Consider the following 19,621-nt stretch of genomic DNA (forward strand, 5'->3'; position numbering starts at 1 on the left):
CGTGGAAATGGCTGGCTTCAGCTTTTTGCATGACTTTTACCCTGGGAGCCAACTGAAATGGAGCGGCTGATGCGCCTGTTCACCACGCTGATTCGCTGGGGGCTTGGCTTCTGTGCGCTGGCGCTGGTGGCGACTGCCTTGTATGTCAGTCTGGGCCGGGAACTGACCCCGCTGGTGGCCGAATACCAGCCCGAGGTCGAGGCCAAGGTGCAGCAGGCCGTGGGCTTGCCGGTGCATATCGGTAGCCTGGAGGGGCGCTGGAGCGGCTTGTCGCCGATCCTGCTGGCCCACGACGTGCAGGTGGGCGAGGGCGCCAATGCGCTGCGCCTGGATCAGGTGAGCGTGGCGCCGGATATGCTCGGCAGCCTGCTGGCCCGTGACCTGCGGATCGGCCGCCTGGAGCTCAGCGGCCTGAGCCTGAGCCTGAAAGAGGGCACGGACGGCCAGTGGCAGCTTGAAGGCCTGCCGGTGCAACAGGACCAGCCGATGGACCCCCAGCAGTTGCTGGGCCGCCTGCAACAGGTTGCCGAGCTGTCGCTGCTGGACAGCCAGGTCACCTTGCAGCCTCTGGACCACCAGCCCGTGGCCCTGACCTACGTCGGGCTCAATCTGCGTAGCGGTACCAGCCGCCAGCGCCTGGACCTGCGCCTGACGCTGCCGGACGGCCAGCCCCTGGCAATGAACCTGCGGACCAGGATGCGGGCCGAGGCCTGGCGCGATGCCCAGGCCGACTTGTACCTGAGCCTGCCGCAAAGCGACTGGTCGCGTTGGGTGCCGGCCCGGCTGACCCGGGAGTGGAAGCTCTCCGAGCTCAAAGCGGGTGGCGAGCTGTGGCTGAAGTGGGCCAAGGGTGGGGTGCAAAACGCCACGCTGCGCTTGAATGCCCCGCAATTCACCGGGGCCTATGCCGAGCGCACGCCGGTGTCCCTGAGCAACCTGGCGTTGAATGCCTACTTCCAGCGTGACGAGCAGGGCCTGCAGGTGCAGCTTGACTCCCTGGCGCTGAACCTCGGCGAGACCCGCTGGGAATCCCGTGTGCAGGTGCAGCAGCGCAACGCGACCGAGCAGCAGGAAGAACTCTGGCATGTGCAGGCCGACCGCCTGGACCTGAAGCCGATCACCCCGATCCTCGATGCCCTGGCCCCCTTGCCGGAAGGCCTGGCCACGGCCATCGACCGACTGAAAGTCACTGGCGGCCTGCGCAACGTGCTGCTCGACTATCGTCCCCAGAACAGTGGCGACCAGCGCCTGAGCTTCGCTGCCAACCTCGACCGGGTTGGCTTCGATGCCTATCACGGTGCTCCGGCAGCACGAAATGTCAGCGGCAGCATCAGCGGCGACTTGGGCAAGGGCGAGCTGCGCATGGACAGCAAGGATTTCTCCCTGCACCTGTACCCGATTTTCGCCAAGCCCTGGCAGTACATCCAGGCCAACGCCACCCTGACCTGGAAGCTCGACAAGGAAGGCTTCACCCTGATTGCCCCCTACCTGAAGGTGCTGGGCGAAGAGGGCAAGATCGCCGGCGACTTCCTGATCCGCCTGCATTTCGACCACAGCCAGGAAGACTACATGGACCTGCGAGTCGGCCTGGTGGACGGCGATGGGCGCTACACCGCCAAGTACCTGCCCCAGGTGCTCAACGCCGGTGTGGATGAATGGCTGCGCACGGCGATCCTCAAGGGCGCGGTGGACCAGGGCTTCTTCCAGTACCAGGGTTCGCTCAACCATGACGCCGTCGAGGCCGCCCGCAGCATCAGCCTGTTCTTCAAGGTGCATGACACCGAGCTGGCGTTCCAGCCGGGCTGGCCGCACCTGACCAAGGTCAGCGGCGATGTGTTCATCGAAGACAGCGGCGTGCGCATCGTCGCCAGCAAAGGCCAGTTGCTGGACACCAAGGTGCGGGATGTCTTCGTCAACATTCCCCATGCTGCCAACGGGCAGGACAGCCACATGTACATCGATGGCGCCTTTGCCGGTGGCCTGGGCGATGGCGTGAAAATTCTCCAGGAAGCGCCGATCGGCACCGGCTCGACCTTTGCCGGCTGGCATGGCGAGGGCGATCTGCAAGGCAAGCTGGATCTGGATATTCCCCTGGTCAAGGGCCAGGAGCCGAAGATCGTGGTGGCGTTCAAGACCGACAAGGCGCGCCTCAAGCTCAGTGAGCCTGAGCTGGAACTGACCCAGCTCAAGGGTGATTTCCGCTTCGATAGTGCCAAGGGCCTGAGTGGCGAGGGCATCAGTGCCCAGGCGTTCGAGCGGCCGGTCACGGCGCAGATCTTCGCCGATGGCAAGCCGGGCAAACCCAACACTCGAGTGGTTGCCAAGGGCCAGGTTGCGGTCAAGAAACTTACCGACTGGTTGCAAATCGGCCAGCCGTTGCCGGTGTCCGGCGAGGTGCCCTACCAGTTGCAACTGAACCTGGACGGAGCCGACAGCCAGTTGATGGTCAGTTCCAGTCTCAAGGGCGTAGCGGTGGACCTGCCGGCGCCGTTCGGCATGGCGGCCAGCACCGGGCGCAACAGTGTATTTCGCATGACTCTGCAAGGGGCCGAGCGGCGCTACTGGTTCAACTACGGCGAACTGGCCGACTTCACCTTTGCGGCGCCCAGCGGCAAGCTCGCCGAGGGTCGGGGCGAGCTGTTCCTCGGCGATGGCGCGGCCTTGCTGCCGCCGGGTAAAGGGCTGCGGATACGAGGGATTCTCTCCGAGCTGGATGTGGAACCCTGGAAAGCCCTGGTGGATCGCTACGCCGGGCAGGACCCGGGAGGCAGCGCCAAACAGTTGCTCAGCAGTGCGGACTTCAAGGTTGGCAAGCTCAGTGCCTTCGGCACCACCCTGGACCAGGTCAACCTGTTGCTGGCGCGCAAGCCCGCTGCCTGGGAGTTGCAGATCGACAGCCAGCAGGCCAAAGGCAAGGTCGGGATTCCCGATGCCAAGGCGGCGCCGATGGCCATCGACATGGCGTACGTGCGCCTGCCGGCTGCCGATCCGGCAGCGCAGGCCGATGAAAATGCGCCCGACCCCCTGGCCTCGGTGGATCCGAAGAGCGTTCCGCCCCTGGATATTTCCATTGCCCAGCTGTTCCAGGGCCAGGACCTGATCGGCCGCTGGGCGCTCAAGGTGCGGCCGACGTCCAGGGGCATGGTCTTCAATGGCCTGGACCTGGGCCTCAAGGGCATGCAGTTGCAGGGCGAGGGCGGCTGGGAAGGCCTGGCCGGTGCCAGCAACAGTTGGTACCGGGGCCGCATTGGCGGCAAGAACCTGGCGGACGTGCTCAAGGGCTGGGGCTTCGCCCCGACCGTGACCAGTGAAGAATTTCACCTGGACGTCGATGGCCGCTGGCCGGGCTCGCCGGCCTGGGTGGGCTTGAAGCGCTTCTCCGGCAGCCTGGACGCTACCCTGCGCAAGGGCCAGTTCGTCGAAGTCGAGGGCGGGGCCCAGGCCTTGCGGGTGTTCGGCCTGCTCAACTTCAACTCCATCGGTCGCCGCCTGCGCCTGGACTTCTCCGACCTGTTCGGCAAGGGCCTGAGCTATGACCGGGTCCGGGGCGTGCTGGCGGCGAGCAATGGCGTTTACGTCACTCGCGAGCCGATCACCCTGACCGGGCCGTCGAGCAACCTGGAGCTCAATGGCACCCTGGACATGGTGGCCGACCAAGTGGACGCCAAGCTGCTGGTGACCCTGCCGGTGACCAACAACCTGCCGATTGCCGCGCTGATTGTCGGTGCGCCGGCGGTGGGCGGGGCGTTGTTCCTGATCGACAAGCTGATCGGTGACCGCGTGGCGCGCTTCGCCAGCGTCAAATACAACGTCAAAGGCCCATGGAAAGAGCCGAAAATCACCTTCGACAAACCGTTTTGAGAATCCTCGATTCGCGCCTATGGAGTAGCATGGCCGCCTACCCTACAAGGAGTTCGCCATGTCTCTTGCGGTGATTCAAATGGTCAGCCAGAGCGATGTCCTGGCCAATCTGCAGCAGGCTCGGAGCCTGCTCGAACAGGCTGCTGCCGGCGGTGCAAAGCTGGCCGTCCTGCCGGAAAACTTCGCCGCCATGGGGCGCCGCGACATGGCGGCCATCGGTCGCGCCGAAGCGCTGGGCGAAGGTCCGATCCTGCCATGGTTGAAACAGGCCGCCCGCGACCTCAGGTTATGGATAGTGGCCGGCACCTTGCCGTTGCCCCCCGTCGATCAGCCCGAGGCCAAGTCCAATGCCTGTTCGTTGCTGGTGGATGACCAGGGGCAGTTCGTGGCGCGCTACGACAAGCTGCACCTGTTCGATGTCGATGTGGCGGACAATCGCGGGCGCTACCGTGAATCCGATGACTATGCTCATGGAAACCGGGTGGTGGTGGCGGATACGCCGGTGGGAAGGGTCGGCCTTACAGTCTGTTATGACCTGCGCTTTCCCGAGCTGTACAGCGAGTTGCGCGCCGCTGGCGCCGAGTTGATCACCGCGCCTTCGGCGTTTACCGCGGTCACCGGTGCGGCCCATTGGGAGGTGCTGATTCGCGCCCGTGCCATCGAGACCCAGTGCTACGTGCTGGCGGCGGCCCAGGGCGGCGTGCATCCCGGCCCGCGGGAAACCTACGGCCATGCGGCGATCGTCGACCCCTGGGGGCGGATAGTGGCGCAACAGGATCAAGGTCAAGGCGTGCTGCTGGCCGAGCGCGACAGCAGCGAACAGGCGTCCATCCGGGCGCGGATGCCGGTGTTCAGTCACCGGCGCATTTTCTCGCAAGGCGTGCAACGGCTTGCATAAGTACGACGAATTTAAGGCCAAAACATATGAGCGGGTTGTTGTCCTCTGTCAGTGAACATCTACTAGCCCCGGGCGGCGTGACCATCGAAAGCTTGCAAGGCGTGCTGGGGGATCTGGCCGGCCCGGGCATCGATGCCGCCGATCTGTATTTCCAGGGGCAGATTTCCGAGTCCTGGTCCCTGGAAGACGGAATCGTCAAGGAAGGCAGTTTCAACCTCGACCAGGGGGTTGGGGTGCGTGCGCAATCCGGTGAGAAGACCGGCTTCGCCTACAGCAATGCCATCACCCTGGAGGCCCTGGGCCTCGCCGCCCGGGCGGCGCGCTCGATTTCCCGGGCCGGGCAAAACGGTACCGTGCAGGCGTTCTCGACCCAGGACGTGGCGCAGCTGTATGCGCCGGACAACCCCCTGGAAGTCATCAGCCGGGCCGAGAAGGTCGAGCTGCTCAAGCGCGTTGACGCCGCAACCCGCGCCCTGGATCCGCGCATCCAGCAGGTCAGCGTGAGCATGGCCGGGGTCTGGGAGCGGATCCTGGTGGCCTCTACCGATGGCGGCCTGGCGGCGGACGTGCGGCCGCTGGTGCGTTTCAACGTCAGCGTCATCGTCGAGCAGAACGGTCGCCGCGAGCGCGGTGGCCATGGCGGCGGCGGGCGTACCGACTACCGCTATTTCCTCAGCGAAGATCGGGCCATGGGCTATGCCCGTGAAGCCCTGCGCCAGGCGCTGGTCAATCTGGAAGCCATTCCGGCGCCGGCCGGAACCCTGCCGGTGGTGCTGGGCTCCGGCTGGTCCGGAGTGCTGCTGCACGAAGCCGTGGGCCACGGCCTGGAGGGCGACTTCAACCGCAAGGGCAGTTCGGCCTATAGCGGGCGCATGGGCGAAATGGTGGCTTCCAAGCTCTGCACCATCGTCGACGACGGCACCCTGGCCGGGCGCCGTGGTTCCCTGAGCGTGGACGACGAAGGCACCCCCACCGAATGCACCACGCTGATCGAGAACGGCGTGCTCAAGGGCTACATGCAGGACAAGCTCAATGCCCGGCTGATGGGCGTGGCCCGCACCGGCAACGGTCGCCGCGAGTCTTATGCGCACCTGCCGATGCCGCGCATGACCAACACCTACATGCTGGGTGGCGAAAGCGATCCGGCGGAAATCATCGCTTCGGTGAAGAAGGGCATCTATTGCGCCAACCTCGGTGGCGGCCAGGTGGATATCACCAGCGGCAAGTTCGTGTTCTCCACCAGTGAGGCCTACCTGATCGAGGACGGCAAGATCACCGCCCCGGTCAAGGGCGCGACCTTGATCGGCAACGGTCCGGAAGCCATGAGCCGGGTATCGATGGTGGGTAATGACCTGTCCCTGGACAGTGGCGTCGGCACCTGCGGCAAGGATGGGCAATCGGTGCCAGTGGGCGTCGGCCAGCCGACCCTGAAGATCGATGCGATCACCGTGGGTGGCACTGGGGCATAAGGAGGGAGGGCGTCGGGTGAGCTGCAGGGCAGCTCACCCGTGGCAAGGCTCAGCGCAGGCCGCGTTGAGTCTCGTCCAGCTCGCGGATGTACTTGAAGATTTTACGGCTTGAGGCCGGTGCCTTGTTATGCGCCAGCTCATGCTGGGCCTGACGGATCAGGGAGCGCAGTTGCTGGCGATCGGCGTCCGGGTATTCGCCGACGAACTTTTCCAGCACGTCATCGCCGCCGCCGATCAGGCGGTCGCGCCAACGCTCCAGGTTATGGAAGCGTTCATTGTACTGCCGGGTGGAGGCATCGAGTTGGTCAAGCAGTTGCAGAATCGCGTCGGTGTCCTGGTCCCGCATCAGCTTGCCGATGAACTGCAGGTGGCGCTTTCGGGCGATATGGGCGACGTGCTTGGGGGCATCCGCCAGGGCCCGGCGCAAGGCGTCGGTCAGGGGCAGTTTGTTCAGCAAGTCGGGCTTGAGAGTGGTAAGGCGCTCGCCGAGATCAACCAGAGCATGCAGCTCGCGTTTGACCTGGGATTTGCTTTTCTCCCCATCGAGGGAGTCGTCGTAAGAATCAACCATGGTGGCAGTCCGCAAAGAAACGCCGCCATGATAACCAGTCGAGGGCCGCTTGTCCGGCCCGGTCGCTCGCCGGCCTTAATCGAAAGCAGAATTTGAGTGGAGAACAGCATGAGTGCAGCACAAAGCGTCGGCCCACAGGCTTTGCCGGCCCTGCAGGAGCAAGTCGAGCAGATCATCGCCGAGGCCAAGCGCCAGGGGGCCAGCGCCTGTGAAGTGGCGGTGTCCCTGGAGCAGGGGCTGTCGACTTCGGTGCGCCAGCGGGAAGTGGAAACCGTCGAGTTCAACCGCGACCAGGGCTTTGGCATCACCCTCTACCTGGGCCAGCGCAAGGGTTCGGCCAGTACGTCTGCCAGCGGCCCCGAGGCCATTCGCGAAACCGTGGCGGCGGCCCTGGCGATTGCCAAGCACACCTCCGAAGACGAAGCCTCGGGCCTTGCCGACGCGGCCTTGATGGCCAAGGACCTGCAGGACTTCGACCTGTTCCACGCCTGGGACATCACTCCCGAACAAGCCATCGAGCAGGCTCTGACCTGTGAGGCTGCGGCCTTTGCTGCCGACAGCCGGATCAAGAATGCCGACGGCACCACCCTCAGCACCCACCAGGGCTGTCGGGTGTATGGCAACAGCCACGGCTTCATTGGTGGTTATGCGTCCACCCGCCACAGCCTGAGCTGCGTGATGATTGCCGAGGCGGATGGCCAGATGCAGCGCGACTACTGGTACGACGTCAATCGCCAGGGCCAGTTGTTGGCCGACCCGGTGAGCATTGGCCAGCGTGCCGCCCAGCGCGCGGCCAGCCGGCTAGGTGCCCGTCCAGTGCCGACCTGTGAGGTGCCGGTGCTGTTTTCCGCAGAACTGGCCGGTGGCCTGTTCGGCAGTTTTCTCGGGGCGATTTCCGGTGGCAACCTGTACCGCAAGTCGTCCTTCCTCGAAGGCGCCCTGGGTCAGCAACTGTTTCCGCAGTGGATGACCATCGATGAGCGCCCGCACCTGATGCGCGCCATGGGCAGTTCGGCTTTCGACGGCGATGGCCTGGCCACCTACGCCAAGCCGTTCATCCAGGACGGTGAGCTGGTGTCCTATGTACTGGGCACCTATTCCGGACGCAAGCTGGGCATGCCGAGCACTGCCAACGCCGGTGGCGTGCACAACCTGTTCGTCACCCATGGCGACGAAGACCAGGCCGCGCTGCTGCGGCGCATGGGCCGTGGCCTGCTGGTGACCGAGCTGATGGGCCATGGCCTGAACATGGTCACCGGGGACTACTCCCGCGGTGCGGCGGGTTTCTGGGTCGAGAACGGCGAGATTCAGTTCGCGGTGCAGGAAGTGACCATTGCCGGCAACCTGCGGGACATGTTCAAGCAGATCCTCGCAGTGGGTAACGACCTGGAGCTGCGTAGCAACATCCGCACCGGCTCGGTGCTGATCGAACGCATGACCGTCGCCGGCAGCTGACCGCGCCCAGCTTCACCCCCAACGCGCCACCTCCCCGAGGTGGCGCGTTTTTTATGGCCGCCATTTTTGTAGGAGCTGGCTTGCCAGCGAAAGCGTCCTGACATCCGGCACCAGGCTCAAGGGCTCATTCGCCGGCAAGGCGGGCCCTATAAGAGTTGGACAAAAATCATACAAGCCAGATTGATTTGATTCTCAATATCATTTAATAATGAAAATCATTATTCGATGAGCCCAGGTCATGAGTTCTGCCTTGCACGAGCAGCCTTACCTCGAAAGCTGGCGCTGGATGAGCCGCCAGATCCGTTGCGCACTGGAACCGGACGAACCCCGTCTGATCGAGCATTACCTCGCCGAAGGCCGCTACCTGGCCTGCTGTACCGCGATGTCGGCCTGGACCGTCGCTGAAACTTCCTTCCGTTTATTGATCGATACCGCAACCGATACAGCGCTGCCCTGGCATTGGCGCAGCCAGTGCCTGGACCAGGCCTGGCGGCCGTTGCGCGACATGGAGCGGTTGTCTTTGTGCAATTGCCGGCTCAAGCGCTGGCAGAGCCACGCCTGGCAGTTGGCGACCTGCTCGCTGCTGCCTTCCATTCCCCTGATAGAACTGGTGCAAGGATTTCCCGATGAGTAATACCCGTATCGAACGCGACAGCATGGGCGAACTGCAGGTACCGGAACTGGCCCTGTACGGCGCACAGACCCAGCGTGCGGTGGACAACTTCCCCATCAGCGGGCAACGCATGCCGGCAGCCTTCATCCGTGCGCTGATCCTGGCCAAGGCGGCTGCGGCCAAGGCCAACGTCGAACTGGGGCAGATCAGCGAAGCCCAGGGCAAGGCCATCGTCGATGCCGCCCAGGGTCTGCTGGAAGGTGATTTCATGCAGCACTTCCCGGTGGACATTTTCCAGACCGGCTCTGGCACCAGTTCCAACATGAACGCCAATGAAGTACTGGCAACCCTGGCCAGCCGCCTGCTGGGTGAACCGGTCAACCCCAATGACCATGTCAACTGCGGCCAGAGCAGCAACGACATCATCCCTACCACCATTCATGTCAGCGCCGCGCTGACCCTGCATGAGCAACTGCTGCCGGCCCTGGTGCATCTGGTGGAGGTCATCGAGCGCAAGGCGGTACAGGTGCACCCCTTCATCAAGACCGGCCGCACTCACCTGATGGACGCGATGCCGGTGCGCATGAGCCAGGTGCTGGAGGGCTGGGCGCAGCAACTCAAGGCCAATATCAGCCACCTGCAGGATCTGCTGCCGAGCCTGCAATCCCTGGCTCAGGGCGGTACCGCTGTGGGTACCGGAATCAATGCGCATCCCGAGTTCGCTGCGCGTTTCAGCCAGCAGTTGAGCAAGCTGACCCAGGTGCAATTCACCCCGGGCAAGAACCTCTTCGCCCTGATCGGCTCCCAGGACACTGCGGTGACGGTATCCGGCCAGCTCAAGGCTACCGCGGTGTCGTTGATGAAGATCGCCAACGACCTGCGCTGGATGAACTCCGGCCCGCTGGCCGGGCTCGGCGAGATCGAGCTGGAAGGTTTGCAGCCCGGTTCGTCGATCATGCCCGGCAAGGTCAACCCGGTGATTCCTGAAGCCACCGCGATGGTCGCCGCCCAGGTCATCGGCAACGACAGCACCATTACCGTGGCCGGCCAATCCGGCAACTTCGAACTCAACGTGATGTTGCCGATCATTGCCCAGAACCTGCTGAGCAGCATCGAGTTGCTGGCCAACTCCAGCCGCCTGCTGGCAGACAAGGCCATCGCCAGCTTCAAGGTCAACGAGCCCAAGCTCAAGGAAGCGCTGTCGCGCAACCCGATCCTGGTCACGGCGCTGAACCCGATCATCGGCTATCAGAAGGCTGCGCAGATCGCCAAGACCGCCTACAAGCAGGGGCGCCCGGTGATCGACGTGGCCCTTGAACATACCGATCTGCCACGCAGCCAGCTGGAGGTCCTGCTGGACCCGGAAAAGCTCACTGCCGGCGGCGTGTAACCCACCGACACCGCTTTGGAGGCTCACCATGGAGCACTGGAAACGCACGATCGAAAGGGCCAATCGCCTCTTTATGCAGGGCGAACTGGTGGATGCTCGCGAGTTCTACCTGCAGGCGCTGGCCCTGGCCCAGGTGCTGTTCGAGCGCTGGTCGGATGCCGACGAAGCGGTGGCGGCCTGTGTGATTTCCCATCACAACCTGGCAGACCTGCACCTGCGCCTCAATCAGCCGGAGGAGAGCGCGGAATACCTCTGCGCCATCCATCAGCGGTTGTTGCAGACCATGCAGGACAGCCGCTTGCCCACAGCCCTGCGGGAAGCGGCCTTGCGCCAAAGCAGCAAGACCTACGTCGAACTGCTGAATTTCATCGGTGATCACGGCGAATACCCGCGCACTCATCGTTTGCTGGACAGCAACGTCGCGGGCCTGTCAGCCGACAGCCCGCAACCAGACAGCCCCTCTTACGGAGCCCATTGATATGTCCTTTACCTTGCCTGCACTGCCTTACGCCTACGACGCCCTGGAACCGCACATCGATGCGCAAACCATGGAAATCCACTACACCAAGCATCACCAGACCTACATCAACAACCTCAACGCCGCCGTCGAGGGGACCGAATGGGCAGGGTGGGAGGTGGAAAAGCTGGTAGCCAGCGTTCAGCAACTGCCGGAAAAACTGCGTGCTGCGGTGATCAACCAGGGTGGCGGGCATGCCAACCATTCGCTGTTCTGGGCGGTGATGACACCCACCGGTGGCGGTCATCCCCAAGGCGCCCTGGGGCAAGCCATCGAGCAGCAACTGGGTGGTTTCGAGAGCTTCAAGGAAGCCTTCACCAAGGCCGCACTCACCCGTTTCGGCAGTGGCTGGGCCTGGCTCAGCGTGACACCGGAGAAGAAACTGGTGGTGGAAAGCAGCGGTAACCAGGACAGCCCGCTGATGAACGGCAATACGCCGATCCTCGGTCTGGATGTGTGGGAGCACGCCTACTACCTGCGCTACCAGAACCGCCGCCCGGAATACATCAACGCCTTCTACAACGTCATCAACTGGCCGGAAGTCGCTCAGCGCTACCAGGCCGCGATGGCTTGATACCTTTCCATCAAAACAAGATCTAAGGCCGACTATGGGCACTGAAACACTGGCAATCAGCAGCGGGCGAATGTTTCGTTATGCCTTCGGTTCGCTGTTGCTGTTGGCGGGCACGGCGTTGCTGGTGGCTCAAGGGCTGAGCTGGCTGAACCTGGAGCCGCGCTTGCTGCGCGCCTTGCAGGGCGGTTCGATCTGCGCGCTGGGCACGGCGCTGGGGGCGGTCCCGGTGCTGGTGATCCGGCGGATGCCGGTGGCGGTGAGCGACACCCTGCTGGGCTTTGGTGCCGGAGTGATGCTGGCGGCCACGGCATTTTCGCTGATCGTCCCCGGCATCGCTGCGGCCCAGGACCTGGGCTTGTCTGCCTGGGGCTCCAGCGGCCTGATCTGCGCCGGCATCATGCTCGGGGCCTTTGGCCTGTTCCTGGTGGATCTCAAGGTCTCGGGGGCAGCCCGGAGGTGCTGGTGGGCACGCCAGAGCACCCGGTGATTGCCCCGCGTATCTGGCTGTTCGTCTTCGCCATCATTGCCCACAACATTCCTGAAGGGATGGCGGTGGGGGTGTCGGCCGGAGGCGGCATGCCGGATGCGGACAGCCTGGCCATGGGCATTGCCCTGCAGGATGTACCGGAAGGCCTGGTGATTGCCCTGGTATTGGCGGGGGCGGGGATGTCGCGGGTCAAGGCATTCCTGATTGGTGCGGCTTCAGGTCTGGTGGAACCGGTCTTTGCCTTGCTCTGCGCCTGGCTGGTGAGCCTGGCGCAGGTATTGCTGCCCCTGGGCCTGGCCCTGGCGGCGGGGGCGATGCTGCTGGTGGTCACTCATGAAGTGATTCCGGAGTCGCGTCGCAATGGTCATGACAAGCTTGCCAGTCTTGGCCTGTGTATCGGTTTCTGCCTGATGATGGTCATGGATACGGCACTCGCCTGAGAGCCGTATGGTGAGGGGCCCGCCCGGGCCTACTCGCCTTCGTCGAAGAAGTTGTTGATCAGTGCCACCAGCGCATCCATCGCTTCCTGTTCCTGCTCGCCTTCGGTCTTCAGGTGGATCCTGGTGCCCTTGCCGGCGGCCAGCATCATCATGGCCATGATGCTTTTGCCATCGACCATGGAATCCGGGGTCCTGCCGGCGCGGATCTGGCAGGGAAACTGCCCGGCCACGCCGACGAACTTGGCCGAGGCACGGGCATGCAGGCCCAGTTTATTGATGATCTCGATTTCCAGAGCTGGCATCGCGGGGTAGATCCTTTCAGCTAAGGTCGCGGTGGCGAACCTGGACGTTCTTCAGGGATTTTTGCAGGACCTGGCCCAGGCGCTCGGTCAGGTACACGGAGCGGTGGTGCCCGCCGGTGCAGCCGATGGCGATGGTCACATAGGCGCGGTTGCTGGCGGCAAAGCGTGGCAGCCATTTGAGCAGGTAGCTGGAGATGTCCTGGAACATTTCCTCGACATCGGGTTGCGCCGCCAGATACTCGGCCACGGGCGCATCCAGGCCTGATTGGGCGCGCAACTCGGGCTTCCAATACGGGTTGGGCAGGCAGCGCACGTCGAACACCAGGTCTGCATCTACCGGCATGCCGCGCTTGAAGCCGAAGGACTCCACCAGGAACGCGGTACCGGGTTCCGGCTGGTTCAACAGTCGCAGCTTGATGGTGTCGCGCAGCTGGTAAAGGTTCAGGTTGGTGGTGTTGACCTTGAGATCGGCCAGGTCGACGATCGGCCCCAGCAGTTGGGTTTCATCGTGGATGGCTTCGGCCAGGGAGCGGTTGGCGCTGCTCAGCGGGTGGCGCCGACGGGTCTCGGAGAAGCGCTTGAGCAGGGTCTCTTCGTCGGCATCCAGGTACAGCACATCGCACTGGATATGCCGGCTGCGCACTTCTTCCAGCAATTCGGGGAATCGCGACAGATGACTGGGCAGGTTGCGGGCATCGATGGACACCGCCACCAGCGGTTGCGCCAGTTCGGTGTGGATCAACGCACGTTCAGCCAGTTCCGGCAGCAAGCCGGCTGGCAGGTTGTCGATGCAGTAGTAGCCGTGGTCCTCGAGAACATCGAGGGCGGTGCTTTTACCTGAGCCGGAGCGGCCGCTGACGATGATCAAACGCATGATTACTGACCGTTTTGCTCGTCCAGAACGACCTGATACAAGGCTTCGTTGCTGGTGGCGCTGCGCAGCCGGTCACGGACTTCCTTGCGATCGAGCATGCTGGCGATCTGCCGGAGCAGTTCCAGGTGTGCATCGGTCGCGGCTTCCGGAACCAGCAGGACGAACAGCAGGTCGACCGGTGCGCCATCGATGGCGTCGAAATCGATCGGAGCGTCCAGGTGCATCAGCGCACTGATGGGCGACTCGCAGCCTTTGAGGCGGCAGTGGGGAATGGCGATGCCGTTGCCAAAACCGGTGGAACCGAGTTTTTCACGGGCAATCAGGCTCTCGAAGACATCCTGCATCTCCAGATCAGGCACTTCACGGCTGATCAGGTTGGCAATTTGTTCGAGGGCGCGTTTTTTACTGCCGCCCGGCACGTTCACCAGGGAACGGCCGGGGGTCAGGATGCTTTCAAGTCGGATCATGGGAGGGGAGTGTTAGCGACCCGTGCCTTGGAGAAGGTGGAGTTGCTTTTCCTTATGCTTTTTCAGTTGGCGGTCAAGCTTGTCCGTGAGCAGGTCGATTGCGGCATACATATCGTCATGTTCTGCGTTGGCAACGACCTCCCCACCGTGGATGTGCAGGGTGGCTTCGATTTTCTGCTTCAGCTTCTCGACAGCCATGGTGACCTGCACATTGGTAATCTTGTCGAAGTGCCTCTCCAGCCGGTCGAGTTTTTCGCCGATGTAGACGCGCAGGGGTTCAGTCACTTCGAGTTGGTGTCCACTGATGTTGACTTGCATACAGCTTCTCCTTCGTTGCCAGTGCATAACGCGGCAGGCTGGGTTGCCTGCCACCTAGACTACGTTTGAAAACGACACCGGGCCCTTTTCAAACACACTCTGAAACGCTGTGGCCAGCCCTGCGGCTACATCAACCGCTTACGTTCGCTGGAAGGCGCGATCCCAAGGGATTCGCGGTACTTGGCGACGGTACGACGGGCTACCTGAATGCCTTGTGCCTCCAGTAAACCAGCGATCTTGCTGTCACTCAACGGCTTTTTCTGATTTTCCGCGGCCACCAATTTTTTGATGATCGCGCGGATCGCCGTGGACGAGCATTCACCGCCTTCCGAAGTGCTGACGTGGCTGGAGAAAAAGTATTTCAGCTCATATATGCCCCGTGGGGTATGCATGAATTTTTGCGTGGTCACCCGGGAAATCGTCGATTCGTGCATGCCCACCGCCTCGGCGATATCGTGCAGAACCAGCGGCTTCATCGCTTCATCGCCATATTCGAGAAAGCCGCGCTGGTGCTCGACGATCTGGGTGGCGACCTTCATCAGGGTTTCATTGCGGCTTTGCAGGCTCTTGATGAACCAGCGGGCTTCCTGCAACTGGTTGCGCATGAAGGTGTTGTCGGCGCTGGTGTCGGCGCGGCGTACAAAACCGGCGTACTGGGCGTTGACCCGCAGGCGCGGCACGGATTCCTGGTTCAGTTCCACCAGCCAGCGTTCGTTGTCCTTGCGCACTATGACGTCCGGGACCACGTATTCGGCTTCGCTGGATTCGATCTGCGAACCGGGACGGGGGTTGAGGCTCTGCACCAGCTCGATGACCTGGCGCAGCTCATCTTCCTTGAGCTTCATGCGCCGCATCAGCTGGCTATAGTCGCGGTTGCCCAGGAGGTCGATGTAGTCACTGACCAGGCGCTGGGCCTCGCCCAGCCAGGGCGTTTTCGCCGGCAGCTGGCGCAGTTGCAGCAACAGGCACTCGCCCAGGTTGCGGGCGCCGATGCCCGCAGGTTCGAATTGCTGGATGCGGTGCAGGACGGCTTCTATCTCGTCCAGTTCGATGTCCAGTTCCGGATCGAAGGCTTCGAGGATCTCCTCGAGGGTTTCGTCCAGGTAGCCCTGATTGTTGATGCAGTCGATCAGGGTCACGGCAATCAGGCGGTCGGTGTCCGACATCGGCGCCAGGTTCAGTTGCCAGAGCAGGTGGCTCTGCAGGCTCTCGCCCGCCGAAGTGCGGGTGGTGAAGTCCCACTCGTCGTCATCGCTGCTGGGCAGGCTGCTGGCGCTGGTCTGGTAGACGTCTTCCCAGGCGGTGTCGACCGGCAGTTCGTTGGGGATGCGCTCGTTCCACTCACCGTCCTCGAGGTTGTCCACCGTGGGGGCGGTTTCCTGGTAGGAGGGCTCCTGGATCTCGGTATTGGGTTTGGACTCGGTGTTGTCGGCCAGGGGGTCGCTGTTGTCGAAGTCGTCGCCTTCTTCCTGGCGTTCGAGCATCGGGTTGGACTCCAGGGCTTCCTGGATTTCCTGTTGCAGGTCCAGGGTCGACAATTGGAGCAGGCGGATGGCCTGTTGCAGCTGCGGTGTCATCGTCAGCTGCTGGCCCATTCTAAGGACTAGCGATGGTTTCATGGCAGGGGCTTAACACCTTATTTGCCGGCGCACATGCGCCATCCACTACAGGGCGCCGGAGCGCCAAACATAAGCAAATTATATGCCTGAAACTGAAGTGTTTGCCTAGAGCGCTGTAACAATAAAGTTTGTAGGGTTTTATTGTTCCCGGCGCCCTGGCGTCCAGCCCAACACATCAGCCCTTACAGGCGGAACTCATGGCCCAGATAGACTTCCTTGACCAGTTCGTTGGCCAGGATGGTCTCGGAGTCGCCTTCGGCGATCAGTTGCCCGTCGTTGACGATGTAGGCGGTCTCGCAGATGTCCAGGGTTTCCCGGACGTTGTGGTCGGTAATCAGCACCCCGATGCCCTTGGCCTTGAGGTGGTGGATGATCTGCTTGATATCGCCCACCGAGATCGGGTCGACACCGGCGAAGGGTTCGTCCAGCAGGATGAACTTGGGCGCGGTGGCCAGGGCCCGGGCGATCTCCACGCGGCGCCGCTCACCACCGGACAGGCTCATGCCGAGGTTGTCGCGGATGTGGTTGATGTGGAATTCCTGCAGCAGGCTTTCCAGTTCCTGGCGACGGCCGGCCTTGTCGAGCTCCTTGCGGGTCTCGAGGATGGCCATGATGTTGTCGGCCACCGACAGCTTGCGAAAGATCGAGGCTTCCTGGGGCAGGTAGCCGATACCGGCGCGTGCGCGGCCGTGCATCGGTTGGTGGCTGACATCCAGGTCGTCGATCAGGACGCGGCCCTGATCGGCCTGGACCAGGCCGACGATCATGTAGAAGCAGGTGGTCTTGCCGGCGCCGTTGGGGCCGAGCAGGCCGACGATCTGACCGCTGTCGATGGACAGGCTGACATCACGCACGACCTGGCGGCTCTTGTAGCTCTTGGCCAGATGCTGAGCTTTCAGAGTTGCCATTACTGGGCCTTTTGCTCGTCGGTTTTCTTTTTCGGCTGGATGACCATGTCGATCCGCGGACGCGGCGCGGTAACCGAGCTGCCATTGGCGCGACCGGCGTTGGCAACCTGCTTGACGGTGTCGTAGACGATCTTCTCGCCTTCGGTGGTATTACCGTCGTTGATGACCTTGGCCTTGTCGATCAGCACGATGCGGTTCTGCTGGGCATGGTACTGGATGGTCACGGCGTAGGCCTGGACCGGTTTCGGGTCGGTCTGCTTCTGCAGTTGCTCGAAGTAGGCGAGGTTGCCCACCGAGGTCACCACGTCGATTTCACCGGTCTTGGACCGGGTGATGGTCACGGTGTTGCCGGTGATCTTCATCGAGCCCTGGGTGATGATGACATCGCCCTTGTAGGTGGCCACGCCGTTCTTGTCGTCCAGCTGGGCGTCGTCGGCCTGGATGCGGATCGGCTGTTGGCTATCGTTCGGCAGAGCCCAGGCGCTCACGCTTCCCAGTGCTGCGCCCAGACTGAGCAAAATAGGGAGGGTTTTAACGAGCCTCATACTGTCCTCTTACGTTCGATAGCAGGTTCATCCTGCCGTCTTTCAAATACGCTTTCATTCCCTTGGCCGTAGTCACGCCGCCGGCGCCGTCGATTCTAACGGCTTGCTCGGTCTGCGCATATTGCTTCTGCGGGAATACTGTCATGCGGGTCGTGGTGATCAGCAGGTTGCGGTTGTGCTCGTCGGTGCGGGAAACCCGTACCGAATCGATCAGCTCGACCTCGGTGCCGTCCGGGTTGACCTCGCCGCGTTCGCTCTGGACATGCCAGGGGAACGTGGTGCCACGGTACATCTGCAGGTCCGGCTTGGTCAGCAGGGTCACTTCGCTGGCCTTGACGTGCTCGACCTTGTCCGAGGTCATTTCGTACTGCAGTTTGCCGTCGGGCAGGTACTGCACGCTGCGGGCGTTGATCACGTAGTAGTCAATGGCGCTTTCGTCGACCTGGGCCACCGGCTTGTCGAGGAAGCGTTCCGGGCTGATGTTCCAGTAACCGACCGCTGCGAACAGCAGGGCGATGGTCCCGAAGATCAGGATGTTGCGAATCTTTTTGCTCAGCATGGGAAGGCTCTATAAGTAAGCGGCATTGGCTGCTTCAAGGCGGTCCTGGGCACGCAGGATCAGTTCGCAGAACTCGCGGGCGGCACCTTCGCCGCCGCGGGCCACCGTGACGCCGTGGGCGTGTTCGCGGACAAACGCTGCGGCATTGGCCACCGCCATGCCCAGCCCCACGCGGCGGATCACCGGCAGGTCGGGCAAATCGTCGCCCAGATAGGCGACCTGTTCATAGCTTAGGCCCAGTTGGCCAAGAAGCTCGTCCAATACCACCAGCTTGTCTTCGCGGCCCTGGTACAGGTGGGGAATCCCCAGGTTCTTGGCCCGGCGCTCTACCACCGGGGTCTTGCGCCCGCTGATGATCGCCGTCTGTACGCCGGCTGCCATGAGCATCTTGATGCCCTGGCCGTCCAGGGTGTTGAAGGTCTTGAACTCGCTGCCGTCTTCGAGGAAGTACAGGCGCCCGTCAGTCAGCACGCCGTCGACATCGAATACCGCCAGCTTGATGTTTTTACCGCGTTGCAGCAGGTCGGCACTCATCACATCACTCCCGCGCGCAGCAGATCGTGCATGTTCAAGGCGCCGATTGGCCGGTCTTCCTTGTCCACCACCACCAGGGCGCTGATCTTGTGGTCTTCCATGATTTTCAGGGCTTCGGCGGCCAGCATGTCGGCACGTGCGGTCTTGCCATGAGGGGTCATCACCGAATCGATGGTGGCATGGTGTATATCGATGGCCCGATCCAGGGTGCGACGCAGGTCGCCGTCGGTGAAGATCCCGGCCAGGCGGCCGTCGGCCTCCAGGATCACGGTCATGCCCAGGCCCTTGCGGGTCATTTCCATGAGCGCGTCCTTGAGCAGGGTGCCGCGTTGCACCTGGGGCAGATCGCTGCCTTCGTGCATGACGTTCTCCACCTTGAGCAGCAGGCGACGGCCCAGGGCACCACCCGGGTGGGAGAAGGCAAAGTCCTCGGCAGTGAAGCCCCGGGCTTCCAGCAGCGCCACGGCCAGGGCGTCGCCCATGACCAGGGCGGCGGTGGTCGAGGAGGTCGGTGCCAGGTTCAGCGGGCAGGCTTCGTGCTCGACGTGGACGTTGAGGTTGACATCAGCCGCCTTGGCCAGCGGCGACTCGGGGTTGCCGGTGAGGCTGATCAACTGGATGCCCAGACGCTTGATCAGGGGCAGCAGGGTGACGATTTCGTTGGTGGAGCCGGAGTTGGAGAGGGCCAGGATTACGTCATCGCGGGTGATCATGCCCATGTCGCCATGGCTGGCTTCGGCAGGATGGACGAAGAAGGCCGTGGTCCCGGTGCTGGCCAGGGTAGCGGCAATCTTGTTGCCGACGTGCCCGGACTTGCCCATGCCGACCACCACTACGCGGCCTTTGCTGGCCAGAATCATCTCGCAAGCGCGTACGAAATCTGCGTCGATATGGGGCAGCAAGCCTTCTACTGCCTGTAGTTCGAGGCGGATGGTGCGTTGTGCTGATTGAATCAGGTCGCTGGATTGGCTCATGTCTGAAATCGTATAGCCCGATGAAAAGGCGGCGATTATAGCGGTAATGAACAAATCCCTCACGCAAGTTCGTCAGGCTTTGTCTGCCGGGCGTGAGGAAAGTCTGGTTTTTGCCTGTCGTCGACCTGAACGGGGGTGGCGTCGGCCTTGGGGGCTCCGTATCAGCAGTGATATAGTTCGCCGCCAGTTCGGCCTGCCCAGGGGCATGTACTCCCGGCAGGGAGCCAAGCGTCCGAGTGATAGGCT

19 protein-coding genes and 1 pseudogene are annotated in these 19,621 nt (G+C 62.7%); 9 read left to right on the plus strand and 11 right to left on the minus strand.

The genetic code is table 11. The features are described from left to right. Nucleotides 1-57 precede the first annotated feature (57 nt). From KI242_RS04800 to tldD, 3 genes are read left to right on the plus strand one after another with little or no spacing between them, the layout of a single operon-like run. On the plus strand, nt 58-3,861 hold the full coding sequence (locus KI242_RS04800) for a YhdP family protein (RefSeq protein ID WP_212805960.1): 3,804 nt from the start codon (nt 58-60) through the stop codon (nt 3,859-3,861). A 58-nt stretch (nt 3,862-3,919) separates the two neighbouring features. Next, complete coding sequence (locus KI242_RS04805; protein ID WP_041115973.1) at nt 3,920-4,759, plus strand: carbon-nitrogen hydrolase family protein; 840 nt, start codon at nt 3,920-3,922, stop codon at nt 4,757-4,759. Nucleotides 4,760-4,785: 26 nt separating this feature from the next. Next, on the plus strand, nt 4,786-6,228 hold the full coding sequence (gene tldD / locus KI242_RS04810; RefSeq protein ID WP_011059257.1) for a metalloprotease TldD: 1,443 nt from the start codon (nt 4,786-4,788) through the stop codon (nt 6,226-6,228). 49 nt (nt 6,229-6,277) lie between these two features. On the opposite strand, the gene yjgA is transcribed toward tldD, so the two are convergent. Beyond that, nucleotides 6,278-6,799, minus strand: coding sequence for a ribosome biogenesis factor YjgA (gene yjgA, locus KI242_RS04815; RefSeq protein ID WP_011059258.1), 522 nt, complete (start codon nt 6,797-6,799; stop codon nt 6,278-6,280). A 108-nt stretch (nt 6,800-6,907) separates the two neighbouring features. Between yjgA and pmbA the strand changes: the two genes are divergently transcribed. The 6 genes and pseudogenes from pmbA to KI242_RS04845 all read left to right on the plus strand — a co-directional run bounded on the left by pmbA (nt 6,908) and on the right by KI242_RS04845 (nt 12,275). Further along, nucleotides 6,908-8,254: a metalloprotease PmbA gene (gene pmbA, locus KI242_RS04820; protein ID WP_011059259.1), complete on the plus strand. Its 1,347-nt coding sequence runs from the start codon at nt 6,908-6,910 to the stop codon at nt 8,252-8,254. A gap of 238 nt (nt 8,255-8,492) precedes the next feature. After that, a complete protein-coding gene (locus KI242_RS04825; RefSeq protein WP_011059260.1) occupies nt 8,493-8,888 on the plus strand; it encodes a hypothetical protein in 396 nt (131 codons plus the stop codon). Further along, a complete protein-coding gene (locus tag KI242_RS04830; RefSeq protein ID WP_011059261.1) occupies nt 8,881-10,257 on the plus strand; it encodes a class II fumarate hydratase in 1,377 nt (458 codons plus the stop codon). Before KI242_RS04825 ends, KI242_RS04830 begins: the two co-directional genes overlap by 8 nt. Nucleotides 10,258-10,285: 28 nt before the next feature. Then, on the plus strand, nt 10,286-10,735 hold the full coding sequence (locus KI242_RS04835; RefSeq protein ID WP_011059262.1) for a hypothetical protein: 450 nt from the start codon (nt 10,286-10,288) through the stop codon (nt 10,733-10,735). 1 nt (nt 10,736) lies between these two features. Further along, on the plus strand, nt 10,737-11,348 hold the full coding sequence (locus KI242_RS04840) for a superoxide dismutase (RefSeq protein WP_019095665.1): 612 nt from the start codon (nt 10,737-10,739) through the stop codon (nt 11,346-11,348). A 34-nt stretch (nt 11,349-11,382) separates the two neighbouring features. Continuing rightward, nucleotides 11,383-12,275: pseudogene (locus KI242_RS04845) on the plus strand (ZIP family metal transporter). A 29-nt stretch (nt 12,276-12,304) separates the two neighbouring features. On the opposite strand, the gene KI242_RS04850 reads toward KI242_RS04845, so the two are convergent. The 10 genes from KI242_RS04850 to KI242_RS04895 form a co-directional block, all read right to left on the minus strand. Continuing rightward, nucleotides 12,305-12,577, minus strand: coding sequence for an HPr family phosphocarrier protein (locus KI242_RS04850; protein ID WP_011059265.1), 273 nt, complete (start codon nt 12,575-12,577; stop codon nt 12,305-12,307). A 16-nt stretch (nt 12,578-12,593) separates the two neighbouring features. After that, nucleotides 12,594-13,451, minus strand: a complete 858-nt coding sequence (rapZ, locus tag KI242_RS04855; protein WP_011059266.1) for an RNase adapter RapZ — start codon at nt 13,449-13,451, stop codon at nt 12,594-12,596. A gap of 2 nt (nt 13,452-13,453) precedes the next feature. Further along, nucleotides 13,454-13,918 carry a PTS IIA-like nitrogen regulatory protein PtsN gene (gene ptsN, locus KI242_RS04860; protein WP_011059267.1) on the minus strand — a complete coding sequence of 155 codons (465 nt, stop codon included), beginning with the start codon at nt 13,916-13,918 and terminating at the stop codon, nt 13,454-13,456. 12 nt (nt 13,919-13,930) lie between these two features. Further along, nucleotides 13,931-14,236 carry a ribosome-associated translation inhibitor RaiA gene (gene raiA / locus KI242_RS04865; protein WP_011059268.1) on the minus strand — a complete coding sequence of 102 codons (306 nt, stop codon included), beginning with the start codon at nt 14,234-14,236 and terminating at the stop codon, nt 13,931-13,933. A 125-nt stretch (nt 14,237-14,361) separates the two neighbouring features. Continuing rightward, on the minus strand, nt 14,362-15,855 hold the full coding sequence (locus KI242_RS04870) for an RNA polymerase factor sigma-54 (RefSeq protein WP_194237200.1): 1,494 nt from the start codon (nt 15,853-15,855) through the stop codon (nt 14,362-14,364). A 182-nt stretch (nt 15,856-16,037) separates the two neighbouring features. After that, entirely contained in the window at nt 16,038-16,763 is a 726-nt protein-coding gene (lptB, locus tag KI242_RS04875; RefSeq protein ID WP_011059270.1) for an LPS export ABC transporter ATP-binding protein, read from the minus strand. After that, nucleotides 16,763-17,308, minus strand: coding sequence for a lipopolysaccharide transport periplasmic protein LptA (gene lptA / locus KI242_RS04880; RefSeq protein WP_011059271.1), 546 nt, complete (start codon nt 17,306-17,308; stop codon nt 16,763-16,765). Before lptA ends, lptB begins: the two co-directional genes overlap by 1 nt. Further along, nucleotides 17,295-17,867 (minus strand): LPS export ABC transporter periplasmic protein LptC, encoded by a 573-nt coding sequence (gene lptC, locus KI242_RS04885; protein ID WP_011059272.1) that lies wholly within the window; start codon nt 17,865-17,867, stop codon nt 17,295-17,297. Before lptC ends, lptA begins: the two co-directional genes overlap by 14 nt. 9 nt (nt 17,868-17,876) lie before the next feature. Further along, a complete protein-coding gene (locus tag KI242_RS04890; RefSeq protein ID WP_011059273.1) occupies nt 17,877-18,401 on the minus strand; it encodes an HAD family hydrolase in 525 nt (174 codons plus the stop codon). After that, nucleotides 18,401-19,375, minus strand: coding sequence for a KpsF/GutQ family sugar-phosphate isomerase (locus KI242_RS04895; protein WP_011059274.1), 975 nt, complete (start codon nt 19,373-19,375; stop codon nt 18,401-18,403). Before KI242_RS04895 ends, KI242_RS04890 begins: the two co-directional genes overlap by 1 nt. Nucleotides 19,376-19,621: the final 246 nt, after the last annotated feature.

The sequence above is a fragment of the Pseudomonas sp. Eqa60 genome, from assembly GCF_018326405.1.
In the GTDB taxonomy this organism is placed as follows: domain Bacteria; phylum Pseudomonadota; class Gammaproteobacteria; order Pseudomonadales; family Pseudomonadaceae; genus Aquipseudomonas; species Aquipseudomonas protegens.

What these genes read in the sequence shown, in the direction of transcription:
- KI242_RS04800 (WP_212805960.1), top strand. Translation starts at nt 58, where the DNA reads ATGGAGCGGCTGATGCGCCTGTTCACCACGCTGATTCGCTGGGGGCTT.
- KI242_RS04805 (WP_041115973.1), top strand. Translation starts at nt 3,920, where the DNA reads ATGTCTCTTGCGGTGATTCAAATGGTCAGCCAGAGCGATGTCCTGGCC.
- tldD (WP_011059257.1), top strand. Translation starts at nt 4,786, where the DNA reads ATGAGCGGGTTGTTGTCCTCTGTCAGTGAACATCTACTAGCCCCGGGC.
- yjgA (WP_011059258.1), bottom strand. Translation starts at nt 6,799, where the DNA reads ATGGTTGATTCTTACGACGACTCCCTCGATGGGGAGAAAAGCAAATCC.
- pmbA (WP_011059259.1), top strand. Translation starts at nt 6,908, where the DNA reads ATGAGTGCAGCACAAAGCGTCGGCCCACAGGCTTTGCCGGCCCTGCAG.
- KI242_RS04825 (WP_011059260.1), top strand. Translation starts at nt 8,493, where the DNA reads ATGAGTTCTGCCTTGCACGAGCAGCCTTACCTCGAAAGCTGGCGCTGG.
- KI242_RS04830 (WP_011059261.1), top strand. Translation starts at nt 8,881, where the DNA reads ATGAGTAATACCCGTATCGAACGCGACAGCATGGGCGAACTGCAGGTA.
- KI242_RS04835 (WP_011059262.1), top strand. Translation starts at nt 10,286, where the DNA reads ATGGAGCACTGGAAACGCACGATCGAAAGGGCCAATCGCCTCTTTATG.
- KI242_RS04840 (WP_019095665.1), top strand. Translation starts at nt 10,737, where the DNA reads ATGTCCTTTACCTTGCCTGCACTGCCTTACGCCTACGACGCCCTGGAA.
- KI242_RS04850 (WP_011059265.1), bottom strand. Translation starts at nt 12,577, where the DNA reads ATGCCAGCTCTGGAAATCGAGATCATCAATAAACTGGGCCTGCATGCC.
- rapZ (WP_011059266.1), bottom strand. Translation starts at nt 13,451, where the DNA reads ATGCGTTTGATCATCGTCAGCGGCCGCTCCGGCTCAGGTAAAAGCACC.
- ptsN (WP_011059267.1), bottom strand. Translation starts at nt 13,918, where the DNA reads ATGATCCGACTTGAAAGCATCCTGACCCCCGGCCGTTCCCTGGTGAAC.
- raiA (WP_011059268.1), bottom strand. Translation starts at nt 14,236, where the DNA reads ATGCAAGTCAACATCAGTGGACACCAACTCGAAGTGACTGAACCCCTG.
- KI242_RS04870 (WP_194237200.1), bottom strand. Translation starts at nt 15,855, where the DNA reads ATGAAACCATCGCTAGTCCTTAGAATGGGCCAGCAGCTGACGATGACA.
- lptB (WP_011059270.1), bottom strand. Translation starts at nt 16,763, where the DNA reads ATGGCAACTCTGAAAGCTCAGCATCTGGCCAAGAGCTACAAGAGCCGC.
- lptA (WP_011059271.1), bottom strand. Translation starts at nt 17,308, where the DNA reads ATGAGGCTCGTTAAAACCCTCCCTATTTTGCTCAGTCTGGGCGCAGCA.
- lptC (WP_011059272.1), bottom strand. Translation starts at nt 17,867, where the DNA reads ATGCTGAGCAAAAAGATTCGCAACATCCTGATCTTCGGGACCATCGCC.
- KI242_RS04890 (WP_011059273.1), bottom strand. Translation starts at nt 18,401, where the DNA reads ATGAGTGCCGACCTGCTGCAACGCGGTAAAAACATCAAGCTGGCGGTA.
- KI242_RS04895 (WP_011059274.1), bottom strand. Translation starts at nt 19,375, where the DNA reads ATGAGCCAATCCAGCGACCTGATTCAATCAGCACAACGCACCATCCGC.